This is a genomic window from Cupriavidus sp. WS (assembly GCF_000395345.1).
Lineage (GTDB): Bacteria > Pseudomonadota > Gammaproteobacteria > Burkholderiales > Burkholderiaceae > Cupriavidus > Cupriavidus basilensis_B.
The window spans coordinates 1-21,031 of the sequence record NZ_AQPL01000269.1 but is presented as its reverse complement, the minus strand read 5'-3'; the positions used below and the strand labels follow the sequence as shown (position 1 = coordinate 21,031).

The following is a 21,031-nucleotide window of genomic DNA, read 5'->3' as shown; positions in this document are numbered from 1 at the left end:
GCGCGGATTTCGACTATGAGCAGGCCCGTGTCGCGGGCCGGATGGTGTTTTCCGTGGACGGGCTTTGGTGCGTGAGCTGCGCGATGGCCTTGCAGCGCGTCCTGCAGCGTGTTCCCGGCGTGGTCTCGGCGACGGTGAATTTCACCTCGGGCTCGGCACTTGTGACCTGGGCCCCGGAGTCGATCGACTTCCCCTTGCTGCTGCGAAAGGCCGAGGGCCTGGGCTACGCACTGTCGCCGTTGAAAGGCACCGATGAGCTGGAAGCGGCCCTGCAGCGGCAGGCTGGGAAGATCCGCTTGCAGCTTACCGTTGCAGTCGTCTTCGGGATGTGGAGCATGCTCGGCTCATGGGTGCTTTACCTCAATGCCGACGAGGGGGCAGCGCTCGCCATTGCTTGGGCCAGCGTCGTAGCGAGCCTTCCCGTCGTCGGATATTCGGCTTTGGACTTCTACCGCGCCGCCGCCCGTTCACTGCGTGCCGGGATCGCCGGGATGGACGTCTTTGCCTCTGTTGCTGTCCTGGGTTCCCTCTTTGTGTCGGTTGGCTCCCTGGCAATGGGGGCCGTGGCGATTTACACCGACGCTGCCACCATGTTGATCACTTTTCTGCTGATCGGACGACTGATCGAAATCCATGCCCGGCAGGAGAGCGGACTTGCCGTGCAAGCATTGCGCAGCCTTGCGCCGGAAACCGTGACCAAGCTGACTTCGTCCGGCGGCACAAAGGCCGAGAGCACCGTCCTGCTGGCAGAGCTTGCGCCCGGTGATACCGTTCTGATACGCGCCAACGAGCGCATCGCGGTCGATGGCATCGTCGTGGCGGGAAAGTCGGCCGTCGATCTCTCGCTGCTGCAAGGCGAGTCCGTTCCTCGCAGCGTTCAGCCTGGCGAGCGGGTCTTCGCCGGGTCCGTGAACCTGCGCGGTCCTCTGACGGTCCACGTGACCGCCGGTGCGGGAGAGCGAAGATTGGATGTCCTCGGCCTGCGCATGCTTGAGCTGTTTGGCGCCCGGTCGTCGTTGTCCGAGACGGCCGAGCGCTTCGTCCGGATACTGCTTCCGGTCGTGGTGACGGCATCTCTGCTCGCCTTCGTCCATTACCTGTGGAGCGGCACAAGTGCAGATCGGGCGTTGCTCGGTGCGCTGAGCATCCTTGTCGCAGCCTGCCCTTGTGCGGTCGGTCTGGCAATGCCGCTGGCCTACGCATTTACCTGCCGCGAGGCCGCTCGGCGCGGCGTCCTCTTAAGAGACTCTGCGAGCGTCGAAGCGTTGGCCCGCACGAGGATCATGGCGTTCGACAAGACAGGTACGTTGACGTGCGGTCAGATGCGTATCGTCAGCATCCAGACGCGGGAGGGATGGTCTGAACAGGACCTCATCGACCTTGCGGCAAGGGCTGAGGCCGGCGTCGTGCACCCCATCGCACACGCGGTGGTCCTCGCGGCCCGGCAGTCTGGAATGAGCAGCGCGTGCGAGCCCGACGGATGCCAGGTGACGGCATGCGCGAAAGGCGTGACGATGCAGGTGCCCGGCGGCGAGGCCGTGCGGGTGGGTGAAAGGAATTGGCTGCTTGCCGCGGGTGTCGAGGGCATGCCGCCGGAAGATGGCATGCCGGGGCTGGTACACGTTGCCAAAGGCAGGGATTGGCTCGGCTCCTTGCGACTACAGGATGCCCCTCGCGACGATGCTCGTTCGTCACTGCAGCAGTTGCGTGCGCAGGGATTGAAACTCTGGTTGCTGACCGGGGATTCCAGCGCAGCGTCCGACCGCCTGACGGCTGACCTGGGCATAGACTTCGACCGGGTCGAGACCCACTGCTCTCCAGAAGAGAAAGCCGACATCGTGGCAAAGAGCCCAGCGCCTGTCGCCTTCGTGGGAGACGGCGCCAACGATGGCTTGGTCCTGGCCCAGGCAGCCTGCGGAATCGCCATTCCAGGATCGAGTTCCGTGGCTGTTTCCGCAGCCGGGGTGGTGATCGCACACGGCAGCGTGGGCGCTGTCGTCGAGACCCGTGAGTTGGCTCGCAAGTTCGATCGCATCGTCCGGCAGAACCTCGGGTTTTCCGTCGCGTACAACCTCGCCGTGATTGTCGTGCTGTTCGAAGCAGGCGTGACGCCCTTTGCGGCCGCGCTCGCCATGCTTGCCAGCAGTGCGTCGGTATTTCTGAACACCTGCAGGCTGCTGCACGGCCGCCCTGTCTTGGACAGGTCGATGCAGGCCGACCCTGCTACATCCTGAAAGGAGCACTGGAATGCTCAGGCCGTGAGCAAGGTCGTGCGGTGGGGAAATGCCGTGACCTTGGCGCTTGCCGGCAGCGCACATGCGTTGACGTTCGCCCCGGATCCGCTGCCCCAGTGGTCGCTGCCCATCGTGCAAATCCTCGCGCTGGCGGTTCTGGCACGCGCCAGCTTCGCCGCCGAGCGCGGCCGGCAGGCATTCCTTCGCGGATGGGGGTTCGGTTTCGTCAATTTTGCGGTCGGCTTGTACTGGCTGTTCATCAGCATCCATGACTACGGTGGTTTGTCCGCGCCACTGGCCGGGGCCAGCGTCGTGGCGCTGTCTGCCTTTCTCGCGCTGTTTCCCGGTCTTGCCTGTGCGATCAGCAAGTGGCTGCAGTCCCGCATTCGGCGGCGAGCGGCACTGTCACACGTGCTGGCCTGGTCGGCTGCTTGGGCCGCCTCGGAATGGCTGCGCGGCGTGCTGTTCTCGGGCTTTCCGTGGCTGAACATTGGCTACGCCCATGTGGACAGCCCATTGGTCGGCTGGGCGCCGTTGCTGGGCGTGCATGGTGTCGCGCTGCTCGCGGCGTACCTCTCAGGGACCGTGGCGTTCCTGTCGCGTCCGGCCGCGGCGTCCATGCGTTGGAACGTGTCCTTGCTGGCGACGGTGCTGATCCTGATCGCCATGGGGTGGATACTTGCTCGTCTCGATTGGTCGACGGCCGAAGGCGAGCCATTGAATCTGAGGCTGGTACAGGCAAACATCGATCAATCGCAGAAGTTCGATCCGACGCGGCTCGAAGACGGCATCGTCAGGCACTTGCGGCTGGCTGCGCAGCCACCTGGTCCCGGAGAGCCGCATCCGGACCTGATCGTCCTGCCAGAGACGGTCGTGCCCATATTCCAAGACCAGCTCAACCCGACGATCTGGAAAGCCTGGCTTGACGTCGCCGCGCACCAGCGCAGCATGATTGCGATGGGCGTTCCTTTGCACAGCATGGCGGCCGACGGCAGCTCGCGGTACACCAACAGCGCCATCGGCTTCGACGCCGGCACACCTTTGCAGCAGCTTGTCGACGCCTCCCTGCCGCTACGCTACGACAAGCACCACCTCGTTCCGTGGGGCGAGTATGTACCGGCCGGGTTCGAGTGGTTCACGCGAATGCTGGACATGCCGCTGGGCGATTTCGATCGCGGAGCCCCGGTCCAGCTACCGTTCTCGGTGAATGATCAGCACTTGGCGTTCAACATTTGCTACGAGGATGTTTTCGGTTCCGAGCTGCTCCCGTCGCTCCTGCCGAACCCCGGCGGAGGACCCGGCGCGAGCGTGCTTGTGAACTTGAGCAACCTCGCCTGGTTCGGCCAGACCTGGGCGCTTCGCCAGCATCTGCAGATCGGGCGGATGCGCAGCATCGAGACCGCACGGCCTATGGTGACCTCCACGAATACAGGCATCACAGCCTCGATCGATCCGAAAGGACGGGTCGCTGCCGCTCTGCCGCCACACAGGCCGGGCGTGTTGTCCGTGACCGTACAAGGCATGAGCGGCCTGACGCCGTACGTTCGCCATGGCGACCAGCCCGTCCTGTTGCTCATAGGGATGGTGCTGGCTGGTCTCGCATGGCGCCCGACCCGACGGTAGCCGCAAGACCGGCAGCCGCACGAGCACTGCCATGCGCCCGATCCCCGGCGGCGGGTTACACCCAAGTCAGACGATAGATCGAACGAAGGGGAACCACATCAGCATGCATCCGTCCCTTGGCTGTAACCCCGCCATCCATGGCAGCACACCAAACCTACGGCTTTGAATCCAAACTGCGTCCTGCAGGCCAGGCTTGGCTTTTTTTGGGTGCAGGGTCAGTGGGCACGAGAAATTTCGCAACCAGACCTCCCCCTTCCCGGGGTTCGAGATTCAGTGCCCCACCAAATCTCTCTGCAATGGCCCGCACGATCGAAATGCCCAGGCCCGCCCCGTCCTTACTCTTTCGGCCCTGGTCGCCGCGCCAGAAACGTTGGCCGATTTGGGATGCCTGCTCGGCAGTCAGCCCGGGGCCACGGTCCGATACGGTAACCACACACCGCTGTGCATTCGGATCCAGGAACACGCCAACCTCGATCGCCGCATCTCGCGGCGAGTAGCGCATTGCGTTGTCAACCAGATTGCGAACTGCCGTTTCCAGCATCGACTTGGGCACCGGAGTTCCGGTGTCCTCGCCGATGATGTTCAACGACAAGCGCTCATTTTCGTGCGCCTTCCACTGTTCCAGCACGCCGCCGACAGAAGCGACCACAGAGGTGCAACCGTCCGCCTTGTCGGCAGACGTCTCGGCGCGGGCCAGCGTCATCATCTGGTCCAAGGTGCGCCGCAGTCGTTTCACGCCTTCCTCTGCACTGGAGAGAGACGATGCCACCTCGTCGCCTTCACTGAGCCGGGCCACCTGCAGATGCGTATCGATCACGGTCAACGGTGTGCGCAGCTCGTGCGCCGCGGCATCGGTGAATGCCCGCTGGCTGGCAAGTGTTCGTGCCAGGCGCTTGAGAAGCCCATTCATTGCGTCCAGAACCGGGCGCAGTTCCGAGGGCGAATGGTTGACAGCAATGGGGGACGTGTCGTCCGCGTGTTTGTCGCGCAATTGCTGCGACAGAGCCTCCAGGGGGGCCAGCCCCCGGCCAATGCCGATCCAAAGGGCAGCCAGGCCGCCAAGGAAAGCAATCAAGAATGGCACGCCAGCCACGCTCAGCAGTTCGTTGATCAGCATATCCCGCTGATCCACGCGATCCGCCGTCGTGATCTGGTAGCCATTGGCACGAAGAACGTAGACCCTCCACTGATGTCCCAAAACGTCCCGCGTGCTGAAGCCGGCCGGCAGTGACTCGAACTCCGAGTGAGGTCCAGTGGTCGTTCGTGCCAGGATCTCTCCCTGCAAGGACCGGATTTCACATGCGATGCCCTCCTTGCCGCTGACGCGCACCGCCTCGGTGAAGTCGTTGGACGCCGCATTCGGAGCCAGCGCGGCGCGTTCAAGAAGCCCGGACACCATGCGTGCCGACATGGCAAGGCGGCCGTCGAGGGTTCGGTCGAGATTGGAATGAACGCCGCGCATCATCCAGCCGGCGGCAGCACCCCACAGAACCAACAGCGAGATACCGGCGATCAGAACAGCCCGAAGGCGCAGGCTCATGATGCGAGCCTCCAGCCCAGCCGATAGCCGAGCCCCCGGACCGTCTCGATGGCTTCGGCGCCGAGCTTGCGGCGGATGTTGTGGATATGCACATTGAGCGCATTGCTGCCGATCTCTTCCCCGAGGCCATACAAGCGCTCGTTGAGCAGGTCGGGCGGGACCCACCGGCCATCGGCGTTGGCGAGATGGGCCAGCAGATCGACCTCGCGGCGCGACAAGGAGACGGACTCGCCCTGGAACCAGGCCAGCCCGCTCTCCGGCTCCAGCCGCAGGGGGCCGGCCGAGATGACCTGGGCCGCACGGCCTTGCGTGCGTCTGACCAGCGCATGCAGCCGGGCCGCGAGTTCACGCAGATCGAACGGTTTGACCATGTAGTCGTCGGCACCTTCATGCAGCCCTTTGAGCCTGTGTTCGATGGCGTCCCGCGCCGTGAGGATCAGGACAGGCAACTGAGGCTCGACGGCCCGCATGCTGGCCAGCAACTCCATGCCGTCCCGGTCGGGAAGCCCGAGATCGAGCACCAGGGCATGGAAGGTGTCTTCTGCATGCGTGGCTTCGGCTTCTTCTGCGGTGGCGACGTGATGCACCGCGATGCCGTGCTTGTGCAGACCGGCCACGATCCCTCGCCCGATCAGTTCGTCGTCTTCCACCAACAGTATTCGCATGGCGCCTACCCACCTGAGTTTGCTTGTTTGACACGCTCATGTTAGGCCAGAAATGACAGCAACGTAGGACGCAAGTTCCCGCTAATTCTCAGTTAATCGGGAGAAGACATGATTTTGAAGATTGCCCCTTGAGGGCGCACCTTCCAAGGATGCCCATGTGTATGAACTATGACCCGGCCCATGCTTGAAGCTCTCGATCTGGTGGGCATTCGGGGGGAGCACCGACTGTTTGACCATTTGACTTTCCGGATCGCGCCGGGCGAGTGCCTGTTGGTGCAAGGCGAGAACGGCAGCGGGAAGACCACGCTATTGCGATCGCTCGCAGGCTTCGCAACGCCGGATGCCGGCAGAGTTTTATGGAAAGGAAAGCCGCTACGCAATCAATGGAGTGAATACCAACGCGAACTGGTCTACAGCGGCCATGGCATTGGGCTCAAAGAAGACCTGAATGCCTTGGACAACCTGCTCGCCGCAGCCGCCATTGCAGGTGAGCCACTCACCCCGGAACGTGTGGAATCAGCGCTGGACGACGTTGGCTTGACCGAGCACAGGCATCTGCCGGTCCGGATGTTGTCGCAAGGCCAAAAGCGCCGTGCAAGCCTGGCTCGACTGCTCCTCTACAAGAGGAAATTATGGATTCTCGACGAGCCCTCCACAGCGCTGGACAAATTCGGTGCGCGATGGCTTGGTGAAGTGATCCATGGGCACCAGTCCCGTGGCGGAATGGTCGTTCTGACAAGTCACCAAGAGCTGGCCGTGAAAGCTTCTCAGACCGTCCGGATGGGGGCATGAGCCAGTGAGCCAGCCCCTCGTTGCCCATCCGGTGTTTGTCGTGATTCGCCGGGACTTGGAAGTGGCCTTGCTCCGAAGGTCAGACGCGCTGATACCTCTTTTCTTCTTTGTCGTCGTCGTCAGTCTGTTTCCCTTGGGTATCGGCCCCGAGCGCGAAATACTCCGGCGGATCGCTCCAGGCGTCCTGTGGGTGTCGGCATTGCTGGCCAGCATGCTTTCGCTGAATCGCCTGTTCGAGCAGGATCACGCCGATGGCACGCTGGAGCAGATGATGCTGTCGCCGGCGCCGTTGGCCATGTTGGTCGTCGGCAAGATCACGGCACATTGGCTGTTGTCCGGTTTGCCCTTGGCCTTGCTTGCGCCCGCGCTGGCATTGCAGTTCGACCTGCCTGCCTCGTCCCTCTGGATTCTGACCGCATCGCTCGCTATCGGTACGCCTGTGCTCAGCCTCATCGGCGCCGTCGGCGCGGGGCTGACGCTGGGCGTACGCGCAGGGGGTGTTCTCGTTGCTGTGCTGGTGCTGCCGCTCTACATCCCGGTGCTGATCTTCGGCGCCGGCGCGGTCGATGCGTCGATCCTCGGTCAGGGTGCGTCGGCCAACCTCTCCTTGCTCGCCGCCGTGTTCGTCTTGGCGGCGTTCTTCACGCCATTCGCAACGAGTGCATCGCTGCGCATCGCACTTGAGTATTGAGGAGCGAAGCGAATGGTCAACTGGTTCAAATTTTCATCTCCCAAAGCGTTTTACCCTATCGCGGGAAAGCTCATCCCTTGGCTCGGCGTGACCGCCGCGGCGCTGTCACTCGCTGGCGTCTGTGTGGGGTTCTTCTTGGCACCCACGGACGCCCAGCAGGGAGAGGGATATCGCATCATCTTCCTGCACGTGCCGGTTTCATGGATGTCCATGGTCATCTACCTGGCGATGGCGTTCTGGGCCGGCATTGGCCTGGTGTTCAACAGCCGCCTGTCGGCAATGATGGCCTCGGCGCTGGCCCCCACGGGTGCACTGTTCACCTTCCTTTCGCTGTGGACAGGCGCCTTGTGGGGAAAGCCGATGTGGGGAACCTGGTGGGTCTGGGATGCACGACTGACCTCTGAACTTGTCCTGCTGTTTCTGTACGTCGGCTTCATCGCACTCCAATCGGCGATCGAAGATCGTCGCCGTGCCGATCGGGCAGGCGCCGTGCTGGCGCTGGTCGGCGTGGTGAACATCCCTGTGATCTATTTCTCCGTGCAATGGTGGAACACCTTGCACCAGGGTGCCTCGGTATCGCTGACTCGCGCGCCCTCCATGGCGATGGTCATGTTGCTGGGCATGCTGATCATGGTTCTTGCGGCCTGGGCTTACACGGCTGCGGCGGCGCTGGCGCGCGTGCGCTGCATCATCCTGGAACGCGAACATCACGCCGGCTGGTTGCAGGACATCGAGGAGGTGAAGCGATGAACTGGGCCAGTGTCGGTGAGTTCCTGGCGATGGGTGGTTATGGTGTGTACGTTTGGGGATCCGTCCTGATGACGGTGGTGTTGCTTTGGACGGAATGCCGAATGCTTCGGCGCCGGCGCCGAGCAGCACTACGGCGCATCCAGTCGGAATTGCCGGGCAAGGAGGTGCGGCGTGAAGCCACGACATAAACGCATCGCACTCATCGTCGCCGGGCTATCCGCCATCGGCATCGCCACGGCGCTGGTGCTCAATGCCTTTCAGAGCAACCTTGTGTTTTTCTTTACGCCCTCGCAGATCAGTGCCGGGGAGGCACCATTGGAGCGCACCTTTCGAGTCGGCGGCATGGTGGAACGAGGCAGTCTGAAGCGACAGCGTGGTGAGCTTGCCGTGCAATTCGTCATCACCGATACGGTCAAAACAATCCCGGTCACTTATTCGGGCATCTTGCCCGACCTGTTCAGTGAAGGAAAAGGGGTTGTTGTTCAAGGACGGCTGGACAGTGCCGGCCTCTTTCGCGCCGAGGAGGTGCTGGCCAAGCACGACGAGAACTACATGCCACCCGAGGCCCAGCATGCACTGGACGAGGCCCAGAAGAATTCAGCTTCAAGGAAGCCTTGACCCATGATTCCAGAAATCGGCCACCTCGCCCTCATCGCCGCCTTGTTCGTGGCACTCGCTCAAGGTGTTCTTGCCCTGGCCGGCGCGGCGCGAGCCAACCTCACCTGGATCGCGTTCGCCCGTCCCGCAGCACGCACGCAATTCCTGCTGGTGATCGTCGGTTTTACAGCGCTCACCTGGGCCTTTGTCGCGAAGGACTACTCGGTCGCCTACGTCGCTCAAAATTCCAATTCTCAGCTCCCGCTGGGCTACAGAATGGCCGCGGTCTGGGGCGGACATGAGGGTTCGCTCCTGCTCTGGCTGCTGATGCAGACCGGATGGGCCTATGCGGTCAGCCGGCTGTCGAAGCAGCTTCCGGATGCCATGGTGGCGCGCGTTCTGGGTGTGCTCGGGCTGGTGACGGCCGGTTTCCTGCTGTTCGTCCTGTTGACCTCCAATCCCTTCGAACGACTTTTCCCGGTCCCGCAAGACGGATGGGATCTGAATCCGCTCTTGCAGGATATCGGCTTGATCTTTCATCCGCCGCTGCTTTACATGGGGTACGTCGGATTTTCGGTGGCCTTCGCATTCGCGATCGCCGCATTGCTTGCCGGACAACTGGACTCGACGTGGGCGCGCTGGTCGCGTCCCTGGGCCACCGCAGCCTGGGCGTTTCTGACGGTCGGCATCGCCTTGGGAAGTTGGTGGGCCTACTACGAGTTGGGCTGGGGGGGATGGTGGTTTTGGGACCCGGTCGAGAACTCATCGTTCATCCCCTGGCTGGTGGGCACTGCCTTGATCCACTCTTTGGCAGTAACGGAAAAGCGGGCCAGCTTCAAGAATTGGACGGTGCTGCTGTCCATCGGTGCATTTTCATGCTCGTTGCTTGGTGCCTTTCTGGTGCGCTCGGGCGTACTGACTTCCGTGCATGCATTTGCCACCGATCCACGGCGCGGACTGTTTATTCTGATTCTGCTGACTGTCATTGTGGGCACGTCGCTCGCTTTGTTCGCATGGCGAGCCCCCAAGGTCGGAATGGGAGGACGGTTCGACACGGTCTCCAGGGAGTCCTTGCTGCTGGCGAACAATGTGCTGCTGGTGGTCACTGCCGGCGCGGTCGCACTCGGTACGCTGTACCCACTGCTCATCGACGCGTTGGGCCTGGGCAAGCTCTCCGTCGGGCCGCCATACTTCAATGCGGTGTTCGTGCCATTGATGATCCCCGCGTTACTTCTGATTGCGGTCGGACCCGTCGCCAATTGGAAGGCCGCCCAGTTCGGTGCCATCTTCAGGCAGTTGCGCGTTCCGATGATTGCGGCACCCGTGGTGGGCCTGACCGCTCCATTCGTGCTGGGACACTGGTCAGGCTCCGCGGCGTTGGGCTTGATGCTGGCCACATGGATCGCCGTGTCCGTGGGGACGGGCATCTTCGGTCGAATGCGCGCCACCCGCGGCGGGTTGCGTGCCCAGCCGCGCAGTTGGCTTGGGATGCATATGGCGCATCTGGGCATCGCGGTATTCGTGACTGGCGTGACCATCGTCAGCGGGTATGAGACCGAGCGAGACGTTCGATTGGCCCAGGGAGAGTCCGTCAGCATCGGCGGCTACAACCTCACTTTGGTCGGCGTAAGGAGCGCGCGAGGACCCAACTACGTGACGCAGATAGGCGATATCGAACTGTCGCGCGACGGCAAGGTCTTGCGTCGGCTCCATCCGGAGAAGCGCAACTACCCGGCCTCGCAGATGCCGATGACCGAAGTGGCGATCGACGCAAATGGACTGCGCCACGTCTACGCGGCGCTCGGCGAACCGCTCGGAGAGGGCGTTTGGAGCGTTCGCGTCTACCACAAGCCGTTCGTCGACTGGATCTGGATCGGCTGCATCCTGATGGCGCTTGGCGGCGGCTTGGCCATCAGCGATCGCCGATACCGCCTGAAGCCTCGCCGTCAACACGCCGCCCAGCCATTGCCCGAGGCCACATCATGAACCGCTTCCTATGGCCGCTGCTCGGATTCTTTGTATTGGTGTCATTTCTCGCGATGGGACTGACGCTCAAGCCCAGCGAGGTGCCGTCGCCCTTGATCAACAAGCCCGCGCCACGCTTCAGTCTTCCGCAACTGCAAGCCCCGGACAAGACCTTCTCGCCCGAGAGCATGATCGGGAAAGTATGGGTACTGAACGTGTGGGCTTCCTGGTGCGCGCCCTGTCTTGAGGAGCATCCCGTCATCACCGAATTGGCCAGCAGGCATGCCGTCTCGGTGGTCGGCATGAACTACAAGGACACGCCGCAGAACGCCATCGCCTGGCTAGGACGCAATGGCAACGCCTTTGAAACGACGATCTCCGATGCGCACGGGGCTGTCGGCATCGACTTCGGGGTGTACGGCGTGCCGGAAACCTATCTGATCGACAAGGCGGGCATCATTCGCTACAAGCATACCGGGCCGATGGACGCGGGTGAAATGCGCAGCGAGCTGCTGCCGCTGGTGCAGGAGCTTGAGAAATGATCCTCTGGCGGCTGGCATTGTTTTTCTTTTTGTTCACGGCTCCGGTCTGGGCCAGCGACCAGGCGGCCGAGGACCGCATGCTGGGCATTGCATCCGAGTTGCGTTGCCTGGTTTGCCAGAACGAGTCGATTGCAGCTTCGCAGGCCGATCTCGCCGCCGACTTGCGTCAACAGATTCGCGAGCAGATCCGTGCCGGAAAAAGCGATGACGACATCCGAACCTATATGGTCGAACGATACGGCGACTTTGTGCTTTACCGCCCGCCATTGAAGCCGACAACGATGCTGCTTTGGTTTGGCCCGTTCGCGCTGCTTGCCCTGGGCTTTGTGGTCTTGGTCATGAGTCTGCGCAGCCGAAACCGCAAGCCGAAGAATGCTGCCCTCAATGAAGAGGAGCGCAGACACGCGGACGCGCTGCTGGCTCCGCCACACAATGCCCTGGACGAGTCATGAGCATCGTTTTCCTGGTTCTGGCGTCGGTGCTCGTGGGAGGCGTCTCGCTATGGCTTTCTTTCCTCCTCTGGCGAGGGGGACATGGTGCGGGCAACCAGGTTGCCCCTGACAGCGTGAACGCCGCGGTACTGCGCGATCAATGGGCGGAGTTGGAGAGAGACCACTTCAATGGCACGCTGTCGGCCCATGAATTGGCCGATGCAAGATCCGATCTGCAACGGCGAGCGCTGGATGAAACTGCTCCATCGCCGTCGAGATTGGGGCCACCTGCTGGAAGCAGGGGGGCAGCGATCACTGTCGCCATTGTGCTGCCGATCGCGACGGCGCTGACCTATTCGTACTTGGGGAATCCGGCCGCCGTGGACCCGCCACAGGTTCGCAGCGCGGGTATGACGACGCAAGCCGATGTGCAAGCCATGGTGGCCTCACTGCAGGCACGACTGGCCCAGCACCCCGATGATCCTGGAGGCTGGCTCATGCTGGCGCGTTCCTACCGCTACTTCGGCGATCATGAGCAAGCCGTCAATGCCTTCACTCGCGCCAATGAACTTGTCCAGAACGATCCACAAGCTTTGTCGGAATACGCGGAGTCGCTGTCCAGAATCCGCGGCTCCGGCTTTGAGGGAGAGCCCACCCGTATGCTTGAGCGGGCCTTGTCGCTCGATCCCAATGCAGCCCTGCCTCTGACTCTGGCCGGCGCTGCTGCGGTGCAGCGCCGGGACTACCAAGCGGCCATCGCGCACTGGCAGAAGCTGCTAGGGATGATGCCCCCCGACTCCGAGGCGGCGAAAGTCGTCGAGGCCGGGATCGAACGGGCCCGGACGGAGCAGGCGGAACTCGCCCACGGTCGATCATCAGAGCCAAGCGCAAAGCATTGATGGCATCCCGGTTCCCAGGGGCCGTGCGGGGGACCTTTAGTTTCGCTTAATCGGGTCATCGCATGATCCAGGCAGCTTTGCTTGGAGGATTCGGATTTGGCTTTTCATCGGCGCGTCGTAGCGATCTTTCTCCTGTGTTGTTGTGCGGTCGGCAGCGCGTGGGCGAATGGCCTTTTTTCCTCCTGGGGCAGCAGTGAACGGCAATTTCTGGACGTTGCCGAAGTTCTCAAGCTGGACCCTGCGCAGCAGCAGGGCGATTCGTTCTCGGCCGCTGGGCACATCGCCGATGGCTACTACGTCTATCGCCATGCCCTCAAGTTGGTCGATGCCCAGGGCCATGAGGTCAGCTTGAGCCTTCCGGCAGGAACGGCCAAACACGACGAATTCTTTGGCGACACGGAAATCTATACGGGCGAGGCGCTCAAGCTGCGCTTTCCTGCCACTGCCCCCGGCCCGCTGACGCTCCACTGGCAGGGCTGCGCGGAAGCAGGGATCTGCTATCCGCCGCAGACCATGAACGTGGCACTGCCGGCTGTGGTGGCCGGTACCTCCCCGGCCGGCAATGATTCCGTCCAGGGGAGTTCGGCCGTGGCCGCCACCCATGCAGGCAGCCAGGGTGGGCCGACCGAGGTGGCGGAGGATCAAGCCGCAGCGCAGCGGCTTGCAGCGCTGGGGCCCGTGTGGGGGACGCTGCTGTTCTTCGGCTTCGGGTTGCTGCTGGCTTTCACGCCATGCTCGCTCCCGATGATCCCCATCATCTCCACCATGGTGGTCGGCAGCCAGGCCAGGCCGCGGCGGGCTTTCTTCCTCTCCCTGTCCTATGTCTTGGCGATGGCGGGCACCTACGCCGCGGTAGGTGTGGCCGCTGGCCTGGCCGGGGCCAATCTGCAGGCCACACTGCAATCGCCTTGGCTGCTCGGAGCGTTTGCAGCCTTGTTCCTGGTCCTGGCGAGTTCCTTGTTCGGTCTGTTCGAGCTGCAGATGCCCTCGGCGCTGATCAATCGGGTCGAATCCGCTGGCAGAGAGCGCTCGGGCGGGAGCCTCCCCGGCGCGGCGGCGCTGGGCTTCCTCTCGGCGCTTCTGGTCGGGCCTTGCATGACCGCTCCATTGGCGGGCGCATTGCTGTACATCGGGCAGACCGGCAGCGCGGTCTACGGCGGCATGGCCTTGTTCGCGCTGGGTTTGGGCATGGGACTGCCCCTGCTGGCCATCGCCGTGTTCGGTGCCCGGGTCCTGCCGCGGCCTGGCGCGTGGATGGACCGCGTGCGCGTGGCATTCGGCTACGTCATGGTGGGCATGGCCGTGATGATGCTGACGCGCGTCCTGCCCGGCACGGTCAGCCTGGTTCTGTGGGGCGCGTGGGTCTTGTCGGTGGCGATTGGACTGATCGCTTGGGGCCAGGCCGTGGCAGCAAAGCATCGGCTGGCATGGACGCTGCGGTCCGGCGCTGTCTTCGCCGGCTTGTGGTCCATCCTGATGCTGGTCGGCGCGGCCTCTGGCGGCGAATCGGCATTGCAGCCGCTGGCACACCTGCGCGGGGATTCGGCTTCGGCAGCACCGGCGACAGGCGGCGTCGCTTACCTGCAGGCCAAATCGGTCGAGGACGTCGATGCGCATCTGGCACAGGCCGCCTCACGCGGTCAATGGACTCTGATCGATTTCTACGCCGACTGGTGCGTCAGTTGCCATGTGATCGAACGCAACGTATTCGGCGACCCGGCCGTCGCGTCCCGACTGGCCCGGATGCAGGTCGTGCGACCGGACGTGACGCGCAATGATGCGACCGACCAGACCTTGCTCAAGCATTGGGGTGTCATGGGACCGCCTACTCTCATTCTCGTCGGTCCGGATGGCAAGGAACGGCGCGATCTGCGCGTCGTCGGCGAGATCGATGCCAGCGCCTTCTTGGAGCGCTTGGACAAGGCTGGTTCCTGATGATCAGCATCGGTCCATTCTCCGTTCAGGTGGTTGCCGTCTTCTTGGCCATCCTGCTGGCCTGGGTCGTGGCGCGCATGGTGGCCAAGCGGTTGCCCGACTCTCCGTACAAGGCGGCCGGTGGCATGCTGCTGGACGCCGTTTTTGTGGGGCTTGTGGCAGCTCGCCTCGGCTACATCGCGCAGTGGTGGGAAGAGTACGCGCAGTCGCCAATGTCCATGATTTCCATTGGCGATCAAGGCTTTTTGTGGTGGGTCGGTGTCCTGGCCGCGGTGACGCTCATCTGGTGGCGCACCCGTGCGGTTCAGGCATTGCGCCGGCCTGTGCTGGCGGGAGTTGCGGCCGGACTCTTGGCCTGGTTTGCGGCCGGTGGCGTGCTGGCTTTGCTTCAGCGCTCGGCGCCGCCATTGCCGGCCTTGACGCTCGCAACGCTCGATGAACGGCCTGTCGTCCTCAATTCCTATGCTGGGCGGCCCGTCGTGCTCAACCTCTGGGCTTCATGGTGTCCACCATGCCGTCGCGAGATGCCGGTGTTCGAGCAGGCGCAAGCGCAGTATCCCGGTATCGCCTTCGTCATGGTCAACCAGGGAGAAAGCGCCCAGCAGGCCCGCGCCTTTCTTGAAAGCGAACGCCTGCAGCTCAAGGATGTGCTGCTCGACCCCGCTTCCCAGACCATGCAGGCCGTCGCCTCGCGAGGCCTGCCCACCACCTTGTTCTTCGATGAACAAGGACGCCTGGTGGATACCCATCTGGGCGAACTCACGATGGCAAGCCTCAAACACACGGTGTCGCGCCGATTCGCGCCAGCCCAACAGATCAAGACAGACAAGGAGTAATCATGTTTGCACAACGCTCGCACATTTCGTTCCTCTTGGCCGCCAGCTTCATGGCGGTCACCGGCTGCAGCAAGGCAGAGACGGCGGACAAGCCGGCCGTCCTCAAGGCGCTGGAGGGCCAGGGCCTGACCGTCACGCAGGAATTCAAGGTCGGCGGTGGTCTGCGCGCCTTCGCCGCCGTCGCGGGTGACCGGCCCATTGCCGTATACATCACGAGCGACGGCAATGCCATCGTGGGAACTCGCCTGAACGCCAAGGGCGAGCCGATGGACGAAGCGGACCTCGAAAAGCTGGCCGCCAAACCGATCAGCGACAAGGAATGGTCGCAGCTCCAGTCGTCTACCTGGGTGCTGGACGGCAAGGCAGATGCGCCGCGCGTCATCTACACCTTCAGCGATGCCAACTGCCCCTATTGCAACGCCTTTTGGGAAGCTGCACGCCCTTGGGTGGATTCCGGCAAGGTCCAATTGCGGCACATTCTGGTGGGCATCATCAAGGATGACAGTCCGGCCAAAGCCGCGGCCATCCTTGGCGCGCCTGACCGGAGCGCGGCATTGTTGACGAACGAACGACAGTTCGGCCAAGGCGGGATTACGCCAGCCAAGAGCGTGCCTGCCGATGTGCGCAAGATCCTCGATGACAACCTGGCACTCATGGCGAGCACCGGCTTCCGGGGGACGCCCGGCATCGTCGTGCGCGGCCCCAACGGGGTCCTCAAGAAATACAACGGCATGCCGCGAGGGGCGCAACTGGGTGAAGTGCTGGGACCGCGCTGAACCAGCCGCCGAGGCACCGAACCTGATGGCCACTTCTCTCAGACCGCATCCCAGGCTGTTCAACGGAAATTGCACAAAGGATCATTCACCATGCTCTCGCTGACGGGTGGAGTGCTGGGCCTCATCATTGGAGCCGTGCTGGGATTGACTGGGGCCGGCGGCGGCATCTTCGCCGTGCCGGCGCTGGTATTCGGCCTGGGCATGGACATCCGTCAGGCCGCGCCCGTGGCGCTGCTCGCCGTGGGCGCTGCGGCGACCCTGGGGGCTGCGCAGGGCTTGCGCCAGGGCGTTGTTCGGTACAAGGCAGCGATGATGCTGGCGGCTGCCGGTACCGTGACGGCTCCGCTGGGCGTGCAGCTCGCTCACTGGCTTTCGCCTCGATGGCTGAACCTGATCTTCGTCGCCATCATGCTCGTGGTGGCTTACCGTATGTTCATGTCATCCCGTGGCAACCAGCCGCAGGGCGATTCGGCTGACGAGCAGGGCCGGGTCTGCAAGATCTCCAAGGACACCGGCCGCTTCGTCTGGAACGTGCGAACCGCGACCACGCTGGGAAGCATCGGCGTCGTCTCCGGTTTGGCCACGGGCATGCTGGGGGTGGGCGGCGGATTCATCATCGTCCCGGCCCTGGCGCATTTCAGCGAGCTGCGCATGCACAGCATCGTCGCGACCTCGCTCATGGTGATCGCGCTGCTGTCCGCGGTGACCGTGTTCATCGCGTGGAGTCACGGCCTGACGCTTACCGCACCCGCCTGGACATTCGTTCTCACGGCGCTCGTGGGCATGTCAATTGGCCGCGTTCTGGCACGCAGGATTCCCTCAAAGATGCTCCAGCGGGTGTTCTCGATCACCTGCGTGGCCGTGGCGGCCCTCATGCTCATGCGCAATGTTGGCTAGAGGTCCGATGTTCGATGTTCGATTAATTGATGTGGACGGGAATATTCAATGCAGACAAGGAAAGCAGATATCGCCATCATTGGCGCGGGAACCGCTGGCAGCACCGCATTCCACGCGCTGAAGGCGGCAGGCAAACAGGTGGTTCTGATCGATCGGGGGCCATTGGGGACGACCTGCGCGCGCGTCGGATGCATGCCTTCGAAAGCGGCGCTGCATGCCGGCATGCACTGGAAGGTTGCCAAGGCACTCGCGGCGAGCGCCACGCCGTCGACCCAAGGGCCGCAGGCCTTGTGGTCCCACGCCCGCCAGACCAGGGATGCGCTGGCCAGCGCCGCCGCGGAACGCACACGCAAGGCGGCCGGCGAGAGCCTGATCATGGCCGAAGCGCGCTTCGTCGCGCCAGGCATCTTGCAGGCGGGCGAACAACGGATCGAGGCCGGCGCCTTCATCGTGGCGACGGGCTCCCGCCCGGTGGTTCCCAAAGCGCTCGAAGGTGTCGCCTCCCGCGTTCTGACCACCGATACCCTGTTCGACCTGGAAGTCCTGCCGGCCCGGATGGGGATCCTGGGGCTGGGCGCCATCGGGCTGGAACTCGGCTTGGCCCTGTCTCGGCTGGATGTGCAGGTGGTCGCGGCAGACCAGAAAGACACCATCGGCGGTATCCAAGACCCCGATGTCCTGAAGCGAGCGATCGCCAGGTTCGAGACCGAATTGCCGATGTGGCTGGGCGCCGCCGTCGAAGTCAGCCTTGAGGGCGACCAGGTACGCATGCGCACCGGCGAGCGCGAGGCCCTGGTGGATCGGCTTCTCGTCGTGACGGGACGACAGCCCAATACCGAGGCGCTCGACCTCGCCGCGGCCGGCATCTCCCTGGATCAGGCTGGCCGACCGAGCATCGACCCCGCGACCATGCAGGCCCCCGGGTCCTCCCAGGTGCCGATTTTCTTCGCAGGCGACGTGCAGCCGGATCGCCCCCTGATGCACGAGGCCGCGGACGAGGGCCAGATGGCGGCGCAGGCCGCGTTGTCGAGCTTGCGCGGGGAAAGCTGGCCAGGGGCATCGCGGCGCGTGCCGATCACGATCCTGTTCACCGACCCGGATGCGTGCGCAGTCGGCATGACCCATGAGGCCGCGATGCAGGAAGGCGCGGTCGTCGGCACTGCGGAAGGCAGCGGCAACGGGCGCTCCAAGATCCTGGGAGCCCCGGAAAACCTGCTGCGCATCTATGCCGACCCCGGCTCAGGCGCCTTGCTCGGTGCCAGCATGCTCCTGACGCAAGGCGAGCATCTGGCGCACCTGATCGCCTGGGCGATCCAGGCAAAGCAGACGGTCAACGATCTGCTGGCCATGCCGTACTACCACCCCTCCATCGAGGAGATGCTGCAAAGCGCCTTGAAATCCGCATCCCAGCAGATGCGCCCGTGAACGACCTTTCTGACGGCCACAGCCGAGCGACCATGACCCAAGACACCCAACGCCCTACATTGAAAGTGATCATCCACGCACCGACGGCAGAAGCCTTTGAGCGTGCGCGAAACAATGCAAGCAATCTCAAGCGCGCGGCGCCCGATGCCGATGTGCGCATCGTCGCGAACGCGCAAGCCGTCGCTGCCGCCCTGGACACGGCACCTTCCGACCTCGACACGCTCACCTGGGTATGTCCCAACACACTTTCGCGGATCGGCAGGGAGAACAGAGAGCCGCTCGAAGTACTGGACGGGCCTGCCGTCATCGAGATGGCGCGCATGCAGCAAGCGGGATGGACCTACATACGGGCGTAGCACGCGATTGCCCGTTCGGCATTGGGGGGGTGAGACCATGGAATTACGACATCTGCGCTATTTCATGGCCCTGGCTGAAGAGTTGCATTTCACGCGGGCCGCCGAGCGCCTGCACATCGAACAGCCCCCCTTGTCCCGTGCCATCAAAGAACTGGAGGACGAGCTAGGGGTCGTGCTGTTCGTCCGGAACCGCCGTGGAACCGTGCTGACGCCGGCGGGTGTCGTCTTTCTTCAAGATGTCCGCAGATTGTTCACCGTGCTCGAACAGGCACGCGAAAGCGCCCACGCCGTGGCAGCGGGTTTGCGAGGCAGTCTGCGCATCGCAATTTCCGACGGGGCGATCGATGCTCGCCTGTCGGCATTTCTGGCCCGGTGTCGTGCGGAGGAGCCGGAGATCGAGATACGTCTGTCCGAGGTTCCGCTGGCCGAGCAGTTACGCGGCCTGCGGTCCGGGGATTTCATGATCGGATTCGCGCATACGGCCGACGTCGGCGACGACATACGGGCTGAGCCCATCTGGCGAGATCCATTGGTCATCGCCGTGCCGGCACGGCACGCACTGCTCGCCCACAAAAAGGTCCCGCTCCAAGAAGTCGGGATCCATCCACTGGTCTTGTGTGATCCCCATGCATGCGAGGGCTACTGCCGGGAACTGACACGACTGCTGCAGGTGCTTGAGCACAAGTTGAACGTCGTCGAGGAGGTGTCCTCGCTGGACATGATGCTCACCTTAGTCGGTGCCGGCTACGGCATCGGTTTTTTGGCTGCAAGCAAGATTCCGGTTTGCCAACGCCCAGACGTGGTGATCCGTCCCCTGGCCATCGATTCAGCCGTCATCACGACTTACTTGCTGCGACCTGACAGCAACGATTTGTCGGCTTCGCTGGAGCGATTCATCGTTCGCCTACGTGAGTCTGCGAGCGGCTGACGCAGCCCCGCTGGCAGACACCCTCAAAGATCGGTTTCGGCACGAAGATTGCGCTCGGTGGCCGCCATCAATTCTGCCGCGCTTATCCTAAGTGCTACTGAAATTTTCAGTATGAGGGGCAGCGTGGGCACGTGCTCACCACGCTCGATCTTGCCCATGTGCGAGCGCGAAATGCCTGCCCGAGATGCGAACTCGTCTTGCGCGACTCCTTGTGCGACGCGCGCAGCGCGCACGGCCTGTCCGAAAGCTGTCGCCGCTGCGGATTCATACGTTTTTGTACCAGAAGGACGGCCTGGCTGAATGGTTGATTTCTGCATCAGCAGAAGCGTCAAACAATCTGCCAAAATTAACCACGTTAAAGATAACGGCGTTAAACTTCACTCTTGACCACGATGCAAGTTCACCTCCTCGGCCAGAACACTTTTTGGGGGCTCGCATGCATGATGCCACCAGCCAGTTTTCCCATCTCAGGCTTGCCATAGCACCTGGCGTGCCATCCTCATGCTTCTCCTCGCTTCTCGCCCTGCAACGCGCGGAAGAGCCAGAAATCACTATCGCGTTCTTTGAGACATCAAGTGACGACCTGGTGACGGGCATTGATGAAGGTCGCTACGACGCAGGAATGTCGCTCCGGGCCGTAAGCGCTCCGTCTCTGAATAGCCAACCATTGTGGCTTGAGAACATCGCTGTTGCCATGCCATGGCGGTCCCCGTTACTTGCCCAGACAAAACTCACGCTCGCCGAGCTTCTGAACTACCCCGTGTTTCGCTGGCCGGCAGAAAGCTGCTCACCGCTGGATCAGCGACTATCATCCCTACCACCGTTGAACCAGCAGAGTATCCAGCACGTGACCTCGTTCGAGATGTTGGCGCTATGGGTTGGCGCTGGCTATGGCGTTGGGATCACAGCGCAATCGCGCATCAAGCGTGCTGATGCATGGGGGATCACCGCCCGGCCGCTGGCTGAGGGTCCCTACGAGGTCGTGACGCATCTGCAGCGACCCAAAGGACGAGCCAACGCGGTTTCTGAGCGGTTCGAGCGCAGAGCGATGCAGGTAGCCAAGGATAGCGCGGTCCAATCGAATACCCGATAGCGTGCCCGCGCTGAGCGTCCCCTGATGTGCAGATGCCGAACCTGTCAGATTTTTTG

General features: G+C 63.0%; 22 protein-coding genes. 19 read left to right on the top strand and 3 right to left on the bottom strand.

Going from position 1 to position 21,031, the window contains the following annotated elements; translation table 11 throughout:
• Positions 1 to 41: 41 nt before the first annotated feature.
• Positions 42 to 2,234 carry a cation-translocating P-type ATPase gene (locus tag K206_RS0121680; RefSeq protein WP_230878316.1) on the top strand — a complete coding sequence of 731 codons (2,193 nt, stop codon included), beginning with the start codon at positions 42 to 44 and terminating at the stop codon, positions 2,232 to 2,234.
• 24 nt (positions 2,235 to 2,258) lie between these two features.
• Positions 2,259 to 3,857 carry an apolipoprotein N-acyltransferase gene (gene lnt / locus K206_RS0121675; RefSeq protein ID WP_020204489.1) on the top strand — a complete coding sequence of 533 codons (1,599 nt, stop codon included), beginning with the start codon at positions 2,259 to 2,261 and terminating at the stop codon, positions 3,855 to 3,857.
• 154 nt (positions 3,858 to 4,011) lie between these two features.
• On the opposite strand, the gene K206_RS0121670 is transcribed toward lnt, so the two are convergent.
• Both K206_RS0121670 and K206_RS0121665 read right to left on the bottom strand, forming a co-directional pair.
• On the bottom strand, positions 4,012 to 5,397 hold the full coding sequence (locus tag K206_RS0121670; RefSeq protein ID WP_020204488.1) for an ATP-binding protein: 1,386 nt from the start codon (positions 5,395 to 5,397) through the stop codon (positions 4,012 to 4,014).
• Entirely contained in the window at positions 5,394 to 6,062 is a 669-nt protein-coding gene (locus K206_RS0121665; RefSeq protein ID WP_020204487.1) for a response regulator, read from the bottom strand. Before K206_RS0121665 ends, K206_RS0121670 begins: the two co-directional genes overlap by 4 nt.
• Before the next feature lie 168 nt (positions 6,063 to 6,230).
• Between K206_RS0121665 and ccmA the strand changes: the two genes are divergently transcribed.
• The 16 genes from ccmA to K206_RS0121590 all read left to right on the top strand — a co-directional run bounded on the left by ccmA (position 6,231) and on the right by K206_RS0121590 (position 19,882).
• Positions 6,231 to 6,854: a cytochrome c biogenesis heme-transporting ATPase CcmA gene (gene ccmA / locus K206_RS0121660; protein WP_020204486.1), complete on the top strand. Its 624-nt coding sequence runs from the start codon at positions 6,231 to 6,233 to the stop codon at positions 6,852 to 6,854.
• Positions 6,855 to 6,858: 4 nt separating this feature from the next.
• A complete protein-coding gene (gene ccmB / locus K206_RS0121655; protein WP_020204485.1) occupies positions 6,859 to 7,545 on the top strand; it encodes a heme exporter protein CcmB in 687 nt (228 codons plus the stop codon).
• A gap of 12 nt (positions 7,546 to 7,557) precedes the next feature.
• Positions 7,558 to 8,295 (top strand): heme ABC transporter permease CcmC, encoded by a 738-nt coding sequence (ccmC, locus tag K206_RS0121650; RefSeq protein ID WP_020204484.1) that lies wholly within the window; start codon positions 7,558 to 7,560, stop codon positions 8,293 to 8,295.
• On the top strand, positions 8,292 to 8,483 hold the full coding sequence (gene ccmD, locus K206_RS44355; protein WP_081651476.1) for a heme exporter protein CcmD: 192 nt from the start codon (positions 8,292 to 8,294) through the stop codon (positions 8,481 to 8,483). The genes ccmC and ccmD overlap by 4 nt, the downstream gene beginning before the upstream one ends.
• Complete coding sequence (gene ccmE / locus K206_RS0121645; RefSeq protein ID WP_020204483.1) at positions 8,467 to 8,913, top strand: cytochrome c maturation protein CcmE; 447 nt, start codon at positions 8,467 to 8,469, stop codon at positions 8,911 to 8,913. The genes ccmD and ccmE overlap by 17 nt, the downstream gene beginning before the upstream one ends.
• A 3-nt stretch (positions 8,914 to 8,916) precedes the next feature.
• Positions 8,917 to 10,878 (top strand): heme lyase CcmF/NrfE family subunit, encoded by a 1,962-nt coding sequence (locus tag K206_RS0121640; RefSeq protein ID WP_020204482.1) that lies wholly within the window; start codon positions 8,917 to 8,919, stop codon positions 10,876 to 10,878.
• Complete coding sequence (locus K206_RS0121635; protein WP_029043915.1) at positions 10,875 to 11,399, top strand: DsbE family thiol:disulfide interchange protein; 525 nt, start codon at positions 10,875 to 10,877, stop codon at positions 11,397 to 11,399. The genes K206_RS0121640 and K206_RS0121635 overlap by 4 nt, the downstream gene beginning before the upstream one ends.
• Complete coding sequence (locus tag K206_RS0121630; RefSeq protein ID WP_020204480.1) at positions 11,396 to 11,851, top strand: cytochrome c-type biogenesis protein; 456 nt, start codon at positions 11,396 to 11,398, stop codon at positions 11,849 to 11,851. The genes K206_RS0121635 and K206_RS0121630 overlap by 4 nt, the downstream gene beginning before the upstream one ends.
• Positions 11,848 to 12,729 carry a c-type cytochrome biogenesis protein CcmI gene (gene ccmI, locus K206_RS0121625; protein WP_029043914.1) on the top strand — a complete coding sequence of 294 codons (882 nt, stop codon included), beginning with the start codon at positions 11,848 to 11,850 and terminating at the stop codon, positions 12,727 to 12,729. Before K206_RS0121630 ends, ccmI begins: the two co-directional genes overlap by 4 nt.
• Before the next feature lie 81 nt (positions 12,730 to 12,810).
• The gene (gene dsbD / locus K206_RS0121620; RefSeq protein ID WP_020204478.1) at positions 12,811 to 14,664 is read left to right on the top strand and encodes a protein-disulfide reductase DsbD; all 1,854 of its coding nucleotides are present in this window, start codon (positions 12,811 to 12,813) and stop codon (positions 14,662 to 14,664) included.
• Complete coding sequence (locus K206_RS0121615; RefSeq protein ID WP_020204477.1) at positions 14,664 to 15,500, top strand: TlpA disulfide reductase family protein; 837 nt, start codon at positions 14,664 to 14,666, stop codon at positions 15,498 to 15,500. The genes dsbD and K206_RS0121615 overlap by 1 nt, the downstream gene beginning before the upstream one ends.
• Before the next feature lie 2 nt (positions 15,501 to 15,502).
• Positions 15,503 to 16,276 (top strand): thiol:disulfide interchange protein DsbG, encoded by a 774-nt coding sequence (gene dsbG, locus K206_RS0121610; protein WP_020204476.1) that lies wholly within the window; start codon positions 15,503 to 15,505, stop codon positions 16,274 to 16,276.
• 90 nt (positions 16,277 to 16,366) lie between these two features.
• On the top strand, positions 16,367 to 17,173 hold the full coding sequence (locus K206_RS0121605; RefSeq protein WP_020204475.1) for a sulfite exporter TauE/SafE family protein: 807 nt from the start codon (positions 16,367 to 16,369) through the stop codon (positions 17,171 to 17,173).
• A 48-nt stretch (positions 17,174 to 17,221) separates the two neighbouring features.
• Positions 17,222 to 18,598, top strand: a complete 1,377-nt coding sequence (locus K206_RS0121600; RefSeq protein ID WP_020204474.1) for a dihydrolipoyl dehydrogenase — start codon at positions 17,222 to 17,224, stop codon at positions 18,596 to 18,598.
• Positions 18,599 to 18,630: 32 nt separating this feature from the next.
• Positions 18,631 to 18,954, top strand: a complete 324-nt coding sequence (locus K206_RS0121595; RefSeq protein WP_029043913.1) for a hypothetical protein — start codon at positions 18,631 to 18,633, stop codon at positions 18,952 to 18,954.
• 37 nt (positions 18,955 to 18,991) lie between these two features.
• Positions 18,992 to 19,882, top strand: a complete 891-nt coding sequence (locus K206_RS0121590) for a LysR family transcriptional regulator (protein ID WP_029043912.1) — start codon at positions 18,992 to 18,994, stop codon at positions 19,880 to 19,882.
• A gap of 23 nt (positions 19,883 to 19,905) precedes the next feature.
• Here the strand turns inward: K206_RS0121590 and K206_RS41790 are convergent, their stop codons facing one another.
• Positions 19,906 to 20,199, bottom strand: coding sequence for a helix-turn-helix domain-containing protein (locus tag K206_RS41790; RefSeq protein ID WP_081651477.1), 294 nt, complete (start codon positions 20,197 to 20,199; stop codon positions 19,906 to 19,908).
• A gap of 119 nt (positions 20,200 to 20,318) precedes the next feature.
• Here K206_RS41790 and K206_RS41785 point away from each other — a divergent pair, with 119 nt between their 5' ends.
• On the top strand, positions 20,319 to 20,975 hold the full coding sequence (locus K206_RS41785) for a substrate-binding domain-containing protein (RefSeq protein WP_081651475.1): 657 nt from the start codon (positions 20,319 to 20,321) through the stop codon (positions 20,973 to 20,975).
• Positions 20,976 to 21,031 lie beyond the last annotated feature (56 nt).